We start from the raw sequence: 11,878 nt of genomic DNA, 5'->3' as shown, positions 1-11,878 counted from the left end.
CTCCGGTAATCTGTGGTGAGCAGATAGCTCAAGCGTTATTGACTGCACTTAAAACTTCAATGACCCTTTCAGCAATCTGTCTTGCCAGCAGCGGTGGCACAGCATTTCCCACCTGGACATATTGTTGTGTCCGGTTTCCCTCAAAGAAGTAGTCATCCGGGAATGTCTGGATGCGTGCTGCTTCTCTGACCGTCAGACTACGGCATTGGAATGGATCCGGGTGGATGAAATAGTGACCATCCTTGGAGATATGACTCGTGATCGTCTTGGATGGCTGGTTTTCGACAACCACTCGGAAGCGATCCGAGAAATTGCCGGATTTCCAGTTGGCATGATTGGGTGCCAGGCAATCCAGGTGTATCTCTTCGGAGCCCTTGGGGGCTCTTCCGGTAACCTTTGCATATGCGGAGCAATAGAGATAACGCGCCAGATCTTCCTTGATATGACCACGCGTCTCATGATTCACCCAGATAGGCATCACTTTTCTGTCATAGGCACCATGCAGCCACTCTTCCAGTTGACTGACTATCGGGCTGGATTTGTAAGCCCCTTCTACCACCATCTGCTTTCGCTCAAGGCGTAGCCCCTTGGCTGCATGCCCGGATACGGACTTGATCTCGTCAAGCAGCTCCTCAGCTTGCCTTGAATCAAGCTTTACAGGAGGTTTCTCCTTCAGTTCAGCAATGATTCTTTGCGCGGCTTCATGAATCGTTCTGGACCACTCTTTACGTGAATCCTCGCGGCTCAGACCACTGCGCAGTTCAGGCATGCCTGAGTGATAAAGAACCTCTGCAGCAGGCACAGGCTCACCTCCCCTGTGAAGAGGAACCTTGAGCATGCTGGCGATCTTGTCGATCCCCATGCTTTCAACAAGATCATTTCTGACACCCGCCAGAATGACGCGATGACGGGCCTGCGGTATGCCGTATTGCTCTGCCTTTATCAGGAAAGAGGAAAACTCATCTCGTGAAAGAGGGGTAGAGCCAAACCAGCCACTGTTCTCGCGCGGGTAGTGAACCTTGTCATCCACCAGAGAAAAGATGGTGTAGCCCTTCTTCTGCACCGACATCACGGAATCCGCGGTAGTGACCTCTACGGCAGAGTCTGGCTCATGTAGATCAGACAGGATCTGGTCAAAGATGTATTCACCATTGACCTTGGATGACAATATCCCGCGAACGTTTTCCATGATGAAGACACCAGGGCGATGGCGCGCGATAACGGATAGATACTCCTTGTAAAGGAAGTGTCTCTTGTCATCTTCTGCCTTGTATTCCTTGTTGCCCTTGTTTCTGGAGCGCCCGGCAAGGGAGTAGGCCTGGCAGGGCGGCCCACCTATCAGTACCCAGTTTCTCGAATGATCCAGCCCCTGCTCGAGCCTCTCCTCAAGTGCATGATTGCCAGCTTCGTCTCCCAGCTCCAATGACAATGCTTCATGCTCTGCGTGTTCCCAGAGGTCGCGATATTCTTCGAGGCTGGAGGGATGCGGGCCGCCTGTCAGATAATTGAAGTAGACACTCCTGTCCTTTCCGCTATCGAGCAGTTCCCGGAAGAAGGCTCGAAGGGTCAGTGTCTTGTGAGCGGAAGCTTCCTTCTCGACCGAGACGAGTGTCTTGAAGACGCGTTTCTCGTTGTCATCCCGTAGGGAGTTGAATCCTTCACCCAGGCCACCTGGGCCTGCAAAAAGGTCGACCACCTGAATTGAATGGTTCATGGTTCTAAGCCTGAATTGATGCCTGAATGAAGCAGGGGGCTGACATGACAGATGTGGTTGATCCTAAAGTGCGTTCCCGGATGATGGGGGCCATCAAGGGCAAGGATACGAAGCCTGAAATCCAGTTGCGCCAGTATCTGCATGCCCAGGGGTTCCGCTATCGCCTGCACCGGCGCGGCCTTCCCGGCTCTCCCGATCTGGTGCTCAAGCGCCACTCACTCGTCATCTTCGTACATGGCTGTTTCTGGCATCGACATGAAAAGTGTTTCTACGCCGCCAGCCCGAAGACGAGGCCTGAGTTCTGGCAACAGAAGTTCGAGGCCAACATGGCCCGTGATGCCAGAGTCCAGAATGAGCTGCAACAGCTTGGTTGGAGAGTGCTTGTCGTATGGGAATGCGGTTTGAAGCACCTTGATCTTGAGGATCATCAGATTCCAGAGCTGATCCGATCACTGCATGCTGACATGCAATGGCCAGCAATTCCGCCTCGCATGAGGTGATCGGATGCTCGCATGGCGCCCAGCGTGACCAGGAGAATACCAGGTTCGCGGGCGCCCACCAAATGCCAGCTTCACTCGATATTCTGAATCTGCTCGCGCATCTGTTCGATCAGCACCTTGAGCTCGACGGCGCAGCGGGTGGTGTCGGCGACCACGGACTTGGAGGAGAGGGTGTTGGCTTCGCGGTTGAGTTCCTGCATCAGGAAGTCGAGGCGGCGGCCGATGGGGCCCTTTTGGGTGAGCTGACGACGGACTTCGCCGACGTGGGTGTCGAGGCGGTCGAGTTCTTCGTCGACGTCGGCCTTCTGGGCCATCAGGGTCAGTTCGGCTTCCAGACGTTGTGGGTCGAGGGTGGCGCGGACTTCTTCGAGGCGGGCGAGCAGGTTCTCGCGCTGACGGGCGAGGATGTCGGGCATCAGGCGGCGGACTTCGGCGACGTGGGTGTCGACGCCATCGAGGCGTGCGCTGATCAGCTCGGCGAGGCGTTCGCCTTCACGGGCGCGGCCTTCGATGTGCTCGTCCAGCGCGCGCTTGAACAGGTTGAGGGCATCGGCCTTGATGCGCTCTTGATCGGCGCCTTCGCGCACCAGCACGCCGGGGTAGTCGAGCAGGGCGAGGCGTGAGGGCTGCGGGGTGTCCGGGCAGTGCTGGCCGACTTCGGCGAGTACGCGGCTGAGTTCACCCAGGCGTCTGGCATCGACGGCGAGGCTGTCGGCACCGGCTTCGGCGTCAAAGCGCAGCGAGAGTTCGACCTTGCCGCGGTTGAGGCGCTTGCGCAGGCCTTCGCGGAAGGCGCTTTCGAGTTCGCGCAGGCTGTCGGGCAGGCGGAAGTGCGGTTCGAGATAGCGCTGGTTCACCGAGCGCAGCTCCAGCGTCAGGGTGCCGTAGTCGGCTTCATGGGTCTGGCGGCTGAAGGCGGTCATGCTGTGGACCATGACGTGCTCCTTGTCGGTTGGCTGTCAGAAGAGGGGCGGCGCATGAGCGACCGCGCTGATAGCCTGAAGTGTACGCGTGCCGCTCTTGAGCGCCCAGTGATCAGGAGCAGGTCCGGCCCGCGCGGCGCGAAGGTCGTCGCCCGTGGCTGCGGCGTGTAGACTCTGGCCTCCCGAATACTGCAACAAGGAATCCCCATGAGCGAAGCCAACGTGACCCGTCCCAGTGGCCGTACCCCGGAGCAGCCGCGCGAGATCCGCCTGACCCGTGAGTTCACTCGTCACGCCGAGGGTTCGGTGCTGGTGGAGTTCGGGGAGACCCGCGTGCTGTGCACCGCCTCTGTCGTGGCGGGCGTGCCGCGCTGGCTGCGCGGTTCCGGCAAGGGCTGGCTGACCGCCGAGTACGGCATGCTGCCGCGTGCGACCCATACCCGTAATGATCGTGAAGCGGCGCGTGGCAAGCAGGGTGGCCGCACGGTGGAGATCCAGCGTCTGATCGGCCGTGCGCTGCGCGCCGCGGTAGATCTCAAGAAGCTGGGCGAATACACCATCACCATCGATTGCGATGTGCTGCAGGCTGATGGCGGCACGCGTACCGCGGCGATCACCGGTGGCTGTGTGGCACTGGTCGATGCGCTGCAGGGCCTGCAGCGTGAGCGCAAGATCAAGACCGACCCGCTGGTGAGTCTGGTCAGCGCCGTGTCGGTCGGCATCTACAAGGGCGTGCCGGTCACCGATCTCGACTATCCGGAAGACAGCAAGGCCGATACCGACATGAATGTCGTGATGGCCGAAGGCAAGGGGCTGATCGAGGTGCAGGGCACGGCCGAAGGCGCGGCCTTCGATCGCGCCGAGCTCAATGCGCTGCTGGATCTCGCCGAGCGTACCGGTGAGCAGCTGTTCGCCGCGCAGCGCGCCGCACTCGGCATGCCGGCCGACGCCTGAGCCCTGCGGCACGGCCGCTGTGCCATGAGTGCCATGTCATGAGTGATGTGTCGTGAGTGTCATGTCATGAGCGCTGCGTCATGAGCGCTTGACGCCAGACAGAAAACGCCCCCACCGCTTGCGCGATGGGGGCGTTTTCGTCAGTGCCCGAAGGCACATCATGCGACTGGCAGGGTGGCCCGAGGCCGAACGCTCAAGGGGTGACAGCGTGCATCACAGCTCGAGGTCGTACTCGACGATGACCGGTGCGAACTCGCTGAAGGTGGCATCGGTGTCGATCCAGGCGTCCTTGATATGACGACGCAGGTTCGGGTCGATGACCTGATAGTCGAGGCGCCAGCCTTCCTGACGGGCGCGCGGCTGGTCACTGTCCAGCGCTGGCCACCAGGAGTACTGGTCGGCATCGCGGTTGACTTCGCGGAAGGCGTCGATGAAGCCGATCGGGCCGAAGACCTGATCCATCCATGCGCGCTCTTCCGGCTTGAAGCCCGGCGTCATCTGATTGTCGGACCAGTTGGCGAGGTCGACAGTCTTGTGGGCCACATGCCAGGTGCCGCAGATCATGTAATCACGACGCTTGCGGCGCAGCTTGCTGAGGTATTCCTGATACTGCTCCATGAAGGCGCCCTTGGCAGCCGGATCACTTCCGTCAGGCATCAGGAAAGAGCAGATGCTGAAGCGGTCGTAATCGGCCTGCAGGTAGCGGCCTTCGTTATCGCACTGCTCGAAGCCCAGTCCATACATGATGGCCTTGGGAATCTGGCGGCAATAGAGGCCAACCCCTGAGAAGCCGTCTTTTTCGGCGTCCAGGAAGTAGCCTTCATACCCTTCCGGGTAGAGGATGCTGTCGTCGAGCTCGAAGCTCTTGGCCTTGAGGTTCTGGATGCAGACGACGTCGGCGTCCTGACTGGCAAGCCAGTCGAGGAAGCCGCGGCTGACCGCTTCTCGAATACCATTGACGTTAACTGTAGCGATTTTCATACGTGGTCCCTGGTTCGTCGCGCCTGTATGATACCCGAGCTTTAGACGATTTGGTAAATGGCTAACGAATTCAAAGGTGATATCGGATGCAGGACTACCAGCGGGAGTTCATTGAGTTTGCCATCGAGCAGGACGTGCTGCGGTTTGGCGAGTTTACGCTCAAGTCCGGGCGGGTGAGCCCCTACTTCTTCAATGCTGGTCTATTCCGCTCCGGACAGGCCCTGGCGCGTCTGGGACGCTTCTATGCGCGTGCCATCGTCGAATCAGGCCTGGAGGCCGATGTGCTGTTCGGCCCAGCGTACAAGGGTATCCCGCTGGGTGCCGTGACGGCCGTGGCGCTGGCTGATCATCATGATCGTGACATGCCGTTCACCTTCAATCGCAAGGAAGCCAAGACCCACGGTGAAGGGGGCTCGTTGGTCGGCGCGCCCCTCGAAGGCCGCGTGATGATCATCGACGATGTCATCACCGCCGGCACCGCCATCGGCGAAGTGATGGAGATCATCCACGCCGAGAGTGCCAAGGCGGCGGGCGTCGTGATCGCACTGGACCGTCAGGAGCGCGCTCCCGATGGTCAGGGAGGCCTGAAGGCGAACAGCGCCATTCAGGAAGTGGAGGCACGTTTCTCCATGCCCGTGGTCAGTATCGTGACGCTCGACCAGGTGCTCGAATATCTGGAACAATACGCACAGCAGGAACTGTCTGGGCATGCGGTCGCGATTCGCGACTACCGTGCGCAATACGGTCTCCAGGGCGCCTGAGAGCGTTCATGACCCGCGCAGCATTACCTTCCCAGTCACGTACAGAGGTGCATACATGACAGCTCACCGTAACATTCTCGGCCTTTCGGCAGCCATCCTCGCTGCCAGTCTGTCCGCCCCGGCCATGGCCGGCAACGCTGACATCAACCTGAATACTGAAGCCGTTCAGGGCGAAATCAATGGCGAGATCGGCAATGGCGTCCAGCTCGGCGGCGGTATCCTGTCCAGCGATGACCACGACGACGTCACGGCCGGTCACGTCCAGCTGCTGGGCACCGAGCGCACCAGCGAATACGACGTGGGCCTCGGCGCACGCTGGAGCCAGTACGACACCGACCACGGTGACGGCGGCGGTCTGGGCCTCGGCGGCTACGGCTACTACTACCTGCCGGGCGCACCGCGTGTCTCGCTGGGTGGCTACGGCTACGTGACCCCGGACGTCGCGACCAGCAACGACCTCGAGCACAGCTACGAATACGGCCTGCGCGCACGGTATCAGGTCATCGACAACGTCGAAGGCTATGTCGGCTACCGCAAGGTGAAGGCTGACTTCGAGAACCGTGACGAACGCACGCTGGATTCCGGCCCGCTGGTCGGCATGCGTCTGCAGTTCTGAGGCGGGTTCTCGGCAACGCGTGCTCCGCGTGAGTCACGCATTGCGGTAAGATGGCGGGCCCTTCGGGGCCCGCTTTGCGTTGTCATGGCCAGGTGAGCATCGCCGGCCAGCCCCCTGTTTTCGACTTCTGCCGCGAGTCTGCTCATGCTCGATATCGTGCTCTATCAGCCCGAGATTCCGCCCAATACCGGCAACATCATCCGGCTGTGTGCCAACACCGGTTACCGCCTGCATCTGATCGAGCCGTTGGGGTTCGAGCTGGATGACAAGCGCCTGCGCCGTGCCGGTCTCGATTATCATGAGTGGGCACGTGTGCAGCGCCATGCCAGCCTCGATGACTTCGTGGCGAACGTGACACCTTCGCGGGTCTTCGCGCTCTCGACGCGTGGTCGCACCGCGCCGCATGAGGCCAGCTTCCAGGCCGGTGATGCGCTGGTGTTCGGCCCCGAGACACGCGGTCTGCCACAGGCGATGCTCGACAGCCTGCCCCGCGAGCAGGTGTTGCGCCTGCCGATGCTGGCCGACAGCCGCAGCATGAACCTGTCGAATGCCGTCGCCGTGGTCGTCTATGAAAGCTGGCGTCAGCTCGATTTCGCCGGCGCCGCAATTCTCGATTGATCGGCCAGCCCTCGATTGATCGGCCAGGCCTCGATTGATCGGCCAGGCCTCGATTGACCGACCATCGCCCGCGTGAGATGCATTTCCGCTCCCTTTCTTCGCCCAGCAGGACACCGTGATGACCGAGATCCGTGATCGCCTCGCCAAGCTCAACCCCCGCCAGCAGGAAGCCGTGCGCGCCATCGATGGCCCCTGTCTGGTGCTGGCCGGTGCCGGATCAGGCAAGACCAGCGTGATCACGACCAAGATCGCCTATCTGGTGCAGGAATGCGGCATGAAGGCACGCAACATCGCCGCAGTGACCTTCACCAACAAGGCGGCGCGCGAGATGAAGGAGCGTGTCGGCAAGATGCTCAAGGGCCGCGAGGGCCACGGGCTGATCGTCTCGACCTTCCACACCCTCGGCCTGACCATCATCCGCGGCGAGCTGAAGACACTGGGCTACAAGCCGGGCTTCTCGCTGTTCGACACCGATGACGCCAAGGTGTTGATCAAGGAGCTGATGCACAAGGAAGCCGACACCGACGCCGAGCAGATCAACGCGGTGCAGAGCCAGATCTCCACCTGGAAGAATGATCTGATCCTGCCCGGGGCGGCGCTGTCGCATGCCGAGGATGAAGACGCCCAGTACGCCGCAGTGATCTACGAGGCCTACAACCGGCACCTCAAGGCCTACAACGCGGTCGACTTCGATGACCTGATCCTGCTGCCGGTGGTGCTGTTCCGTGATCACCCCGAGGTGCTGGCGCGCTGGCAGCGGCGCATCCACTACATGCTGGTCGATGAGTATCAGGACACCAACATCAGCCAGTACCTGCTGGTGAAGATGCTGATGCAGGAGCGCCAGACCTTCACGGTGGTGGGCGATGATGATCAGTCGATCTACGCCTGGCGCGGCGCGCGCCCGGAGAACCTCGTCACCCTCGGTGAGGACTTCCCGCGCCTGAACCTGATCAAGCTGGAGCAGAACTATCGCTCCACCGGCATCATCCTGCGCGCGGCGAACACCCTGATCGCCAACAATCCCCACGTCTACGACAAGACGCTGTGGTCGCAGATGGGCGATGGCGACCCGATCCGCATCATCATGAATCGCAACGAAGAGGCCGAGGCCGAGCGCGTGGCGGGCGAGATTCTCACGCGGCGCATCAAAGAAGGCGCCGAATGGCGTGACTTCGCGGTGCTCTATCGCGGCAACTTCCAGGCGCGCCTGCTGGAGCTGAAGCTGCAGCACTACCAGATTCCCTACAAGCTCTCCGGCGGCACCTCCTTCTTCGGGCGCAACGAGATCAAGGACGCGATGGCCTACCTGCGTCTGCTGATCAATCCGGCGGACGACAACGCCTTCCTGCGCATCGTCAACGTGCCGCGGCGGGAAGTCGGGCCGGGCACGCTGGAGAAGCTGGCCAACTACGCCACCGGGCGTGGCGTGTCGCTCTACGCCGCCTGCAGCGAGATGGGCCTGCGCGAGCAGCTGAGCGAGCGTGCGCTGGACCGCCTCGGCCGCTTCACCCACACGCTGGACCGCGTGCGCCGCGAGATGGACGCCGGCCAGTCGATCAGCGCGATCCGCGAGCTGTTCCGCGAGGTGGATTACGAAGGCTGGCTGTATCAGAACGCCAGTGCGCCCAAGATCGCCGAGCGGCGCATGGCCAACGTCTGGATTCTGGTCGATCAGCTCGAGAAGTCGATCAGCGGCAATCCGCAGGAAGAGGTGGAGGAGCTGGAGGGCAGCGAGGCGATGACCGGCGATACCGAGACTGGCGATGTCGCGGCGGCCATCTCACGCCTGGTACTGCGCGACATTCTCGAGCAGCAGGCCGAGGAAGATGACTCCGACCGTGTGCAGCTGCTGACGCTGCATGCCTCCAAGGGCCTGGAGTTTCCGCATGTCTACGTGCTGGGGCTGGAGGAAGACCTGCTGCCGCACCGCAACTCCATCGAGATGGAGACAGTGGAGGAGGAGCGCCGCCTCGCCTACGTGGGCATCACTCGTGCCCGCCGTACGTTGGTGCTGACGCTGGCGCGCCAGCGCAAGACCTACGGGGAGATGATGGACTGCGTGCCGAGCCGTTTCCTGGACGAGCTGCCGCCGGAAGACCTCGAGTGGGAAGGGCGGGCCGACAAGCCGCAGGATCAGGAGAAGAAAGTGGCCCGCGGGCGGGATGCCATCGCGGGCCTGCGTTCGCTGCTGGGCTGATGTTTACTGTCGGGTACTGTGCGCTGAGACTCAGCGCACGGAGTCGAGCAGGTAATCCACCGCGGCCTTCACTTCCTCATCGGAAAGCGCCGGGTTGCCGCCCTTGGCCGGCATGGCATTGAAGCCTTCGATGGCGTGGGTGTAGAGCGTCTCGTCGCCCTTGGAGAGTCGGCCTTCCCAGTCGCCGGCCTCGCCCAGGCGCGGGGCACCGGCGGCGCCAGTGGTGTGACAGGCCATGCAGATGCCACCGTAGACCTTCTCGCCGTCTATCGCGCTGGCGGCACTGGCTTGGCCACCAGCGCCGCTGTCCGCCGGCTGCGAGCTCGCTGCCGAGCCATCACCGGCGCAGGCATCGCCCTTCACGCATAGCTCGCCCACCGGCTTGAGTCGCTCGGCAATCGCCTCGCGGGAGTTGTCTGCGGCCTGTGCGGACGCGCTGACAAGCACGCTGAACAGCATCGCGCTCAATGAGAGTGACAGGGAAGAGCGCTTGAGGGGAAAAGCAGCTGGCCGGCGAGCTTGCATGGCGTGCACCTTTTGGGGCTGTGTATCGAGCCAGTATAGCGCTCGCCGGAGGCGCAGCAACCGCGTGGCTGGCGGGATATCTCGACATCGTAGAATCAAGACGTTACCATAAGCGCGCCTCGGTTCACTGCAACCCTGGCATGCGCGCCCATAGCTCAGCTGGATAGAGTACTGCCCTCCGAAGGCAGGGGTCGCAGGTTCAAATCCTGCTGGGCGCGCCAACGAATTCCCGTTACCGGCGCCATTGCCGGTCGACACCCGAAAAGCCCTCGTACCTCACGGTGCGGGGGCTTTTTGCATTGCGGCGTGCACCAGCGGCGCAGGCGACTTTCTTTGACGTCATCAAACGAGTGTTCTAAAACGGGATGAGCCACGTTGGCGGTTCTTCGCGCCGGTCGCTGTCGCCTAGTACGCCATACTCGTGGCTGTCTGCCTTAGCTGCTGGCTTCGCCGGCCCTCACTGGATGTTCTCATGACGACTGCCGCCCCTGTTGATCCTGCTTCGCCTGAATCTGTTGTCTCGCCTGCTGGCTCGTCTAATGAGAGCAGCGAGGCTGCCGCCCGGGAAATCACGCGCATGCAGGCGCTGCTGGAAGACCAGCGCGCCGCCTACGGCCTGTCGCCGATGCCCAGCGCCGACGAGCGCCAGGCCTGGCTGACCTCGCTGCGTGATGCGCTCAAGTCACACGAGGAGGCCCTGATCGCGGCGATCAGCGCCGATTTCGGCCACCGCAGCGCCCATGAGACGCGTCTGGCCGAACTGGTGCCGAGCTACGAAGGCATTCGTCATGCACGTCGTCACCTGAAGGGCTGGATGAAGCCTTCGAAGCGCCATGTCAGCGCCGCCTTCCAGCCGGCCTCTGCGCGCGTCGTCTATCAGCCGCTGGGCGTGGTCGGCATCATCGTGCCCTGGAACTATCCCCTCTATCTGGCGATCGGCCCCTTGATCAGCGCCCTGAGTGCCGGCAATCGGGTGATGATCAAGATGAGCGAGTTCACCCCCGAGACCGCCGAGGCGCTGCGCGTGATGCTGCTCGATGCCTTCGATGAGGTGCAGGTGGCCGTGGTGATCGGTGAGGCCGATGTGGCGGCGGCCTTCTCGGCCTTGCCCTTCGACCACCTGCTGTTCACCGGCAGCACGGCGGTCGGCAAGCATGTGATGCGCGCCGCGGCGGACAACCTGACCCCCGTGACGCTGGAGCTGGGCGGCAAGTCGCCGGTGATCATGTCGCGTGAGCTGATGGCGGATGAGTCGCAGCGTCGTGAAGCCGCGGGGCGGCTGGCCTTCGGCAAGGGCATGAACGCCGGCCAGACCTGCGTCGCGCCGGACTACGTGCTGTGCAGTGAGGACCAGGTCCCGCTGCTGGTCACGGCACTGGGCGAGGCCTTCCAGCGCTTCTATCCGCGCTTCTGCGAGACGCAGGACTATTCGCGCATCATCAATCAGCGTCAGTACCAGCGCTTGCGAGAGGTGCTCGAGGACGCCCTGGCGAAGGGCGCGACACTCAGGCCTCTGGTCGACAGCCCCGACTGGAATGACCCGGAGCTGGTCGAGAAGCGTCTGATGCCGCCGCTGGCGTTGCTCGATGTGACGGATGAGATGCGCGTGATGCAGGAGGAAATCTTCGGCCCGCTGCTGCCGATCGTCGGCCTGGCGGATCCGGGGGCAGCGGATGAGGCGGAGGGCGAGACGAGTGTGAAGGACACGTTGCTGGAGGCACCGGCGGATACGCTATCCGTCGCGATGGCCTATGTGAACGCCCGGCCCCGGCCGCTGGCGCTGTATTACTTCGGCCACGACAAGCACGAACAGCAGCGGGTCACCGAGGGCACGCATGCGGGCGGAATGTGTCTGAACGACACCCTGCTGCATGTGGCGCAGGATGACATGCCGTTCGGCGGTATCGGGCCGTCGGGGATGGGCCATTATCATGGCAAGGAAGGCTTCCAGGCGCTCAGCAAGGCCAAGGGAATCTTCGCCAAGGGACGCATGAATGGCGCGCGACTGATGTATCCGCCCTATGCCGACGGGCCGACTGCGCGCGCCATCCATGGTCTTATCCGCCGCCTGCTGATGCGCTAGGCG

General features: G+C 62.2%; 11 protein-coding genes and 1 tRNA gene. 8 read left to right on the top strand and 4 right to left on the bottom strand.

Annotation, left to right across the window (positions count from 1 at the left end; genetic code table 11):
• Positions 1–28 precede the first annotated feature (28 nt).
• Positions 29–1,714 (bottom strand): DNA cytosine methyltransferase, encoded by a 1,686-nt coding sequence (locus tag LCW13_RS16980; RefSeq protein WP_225347439.1) that lies wholly within the window; start codon positions 1,712–1,714, stop codon positions 29–31.
• A gap of 44 nt (positions 1,715–1,758) precedes the next feature.
• Between LCW13_RS16980 and LCW13_RS16975 the strand changes: the two genes are divergently transcribed.
• Positions 1,759–2,214 (top strand): very short patch repair endonuclease, encoded by a 456-nt coding sequence (locus LCW13_RS16975; protein WP_225347438.1) that lies wholly within the window; start codon positions 1,759–1,761, stop codon positions 2,212–2,214.
• Positions 2,215–2,285: 71 nt separating this feature from the next.
• Here LCW13_RS16975 and LCW13_RS16970 read toward each other — a convergent pair whose 3' ends face one another.
• Positions 2,286–3,149, bottom strand: a complete 864-nt coding sequence (locus LCW13_RS16970) for a YicC/YloC family endoribonuclease (RefSeq protein ID WP_225347437.1) — start codon at positions 3,147–3,149, stop codon at positions 2,286–2,288.
• A 195-nt stretch (positions 3,150–3,344) separates the two neighbouring features.
• On the opposite strand from LCW13_RS16970, the gene rph reads away from it, so the two are divergent.
• On the top strand, positions 3,345–4,091 hold the full coding sequence (gene rph, locus LCW13_RS16965; RefSeq protein ID WP_043331764.1) for a ribonuclease PH: 747 nt from the start codon (positions 3,345–3,347) through the stop codon (positions 4,089–4,091).
• Positions 4,092–4,304: 213 nt separating this feature from the next.
• Here the strand turns inward: rph and LCW13_RS16960 are convergent, their stop codons facing one another.
• Entirely contained in the window at positions 4,305–5,072 is a 768-nt protein-coding gene (locus LCW13_RS16960; protein WP_043331765.1) for an exodeoxyribonuclease III, read from the bottom strand.
• Between the two features lie 86 nt (positions 5,073–5,158).
• Here LCW13_RS16960 and pyrE point away from each other — a divergent pair, with 86 nt between their 5' ends.
• The 4 genes from pyrE (at position 5,159) to rep (ending at position 9,267) form a co-directional block, all read left to right on the top strand.
• Complete coding sequence (gene pyrE / locus LCW13_RS16955) at positions 5,159–5,833, top strand: orotate phosphoribosyltransferase (RefSeq protein ID WP_107335804.1); 675 nt, start codon at positions 5,159–5,161, stop codon at positions 5,831–5,833.
• Between the two features lie 55 nt (positions 5,834–5,888).
• Positions 5,889–6,449, top strand: a complete 561-nt coding sequence (locus tag LCW13_RS16950; RefSeq protein ID WP_225347436.1) for a YfaZ family outer membrane protein — start codon at positions 5,889–5,891, stop codon at positions 6,447–6,449.
• Between the two features lie 144 nt (positions 6,450–6,593).
• Positions 6,594–7,067, top strand: a complete 474-nt coding sequence (gene trmL, locus LCW13_RS16945) for a tRNA (uridine(34)/cytosine(34)/5-carboxymethylaminomethyluridine(34)-2'-O)-methyltransferase TrmL (protein ID WP_225347435.1) — start codon at positions 6,594–6,596, stop codon at positions 7,065–7,067.
• A 118-nt stretch (positions 7,068–7,185) separates the two neighbouring features.
• Positions 7,186–9,267 (top strand): DNA helicase Rep, encoded by a 2,082-nt coding sequence (gene rep, locus LCW13_RS16940; protein ID WP_225347434.1) that lies wholly within the window; start codon positions 7,186–7,188, stop codon positions 9,265–9,267.
• A 30-nt stretch (positions 9,268–9,297) separates the two neighbouring features.
• On the opposite strand, the gene LCW13_RS16935 is transcribed toward rep, so the two are convergent.
• Positions 9,298–9,792 (bottom strand): c-type cytochrome, encoded by a 495-nt coding sequence (locus LCW13_RS16935; protein ID WP_064503228.1) that lies wholly within the window; start codon positions 9,790–9,792, stop codon positions 9,298–9,300.
• A 144-nt stretch (positions 9,793–9,936) separates the two neighbouring features.
• Here LCW13_RS16935 and LCW13_RS16930 point away from each other — a divergent pair.
• Positions 9,937–10,013 (top strand) — tRNA-Arg (locus LCW13_RS16930).
• Positions 10,014–10,264: 251 nt separating this feature from the next.
• Entirely contained in the window at positions 10,265–11,875 is a 1,611-nt protein-coding gene (locus LCW13_RS16925; RefSeq protein WP_225347433.1) for a coniferyl aldehyde dehydrogenase, read from the top strand.
• Positions 11,876–11,878: the final 3 nt, after the last annotated feature.

The organism is Cobetia amphilecti (assembly GCF_020217465.1).
GTDB classification, from domain to species: domain Bacteria; phylum Pseudomonadota; class Gammaproteobacteria; order Pseudomonadales; family Halomonadaceae; genus Cobetia; species Cobetia amphilecti.
Note: the sequence above shows the minus strand (reverse complement) of the source record. Positions and strands in the feature narration are given on the sequence as shown.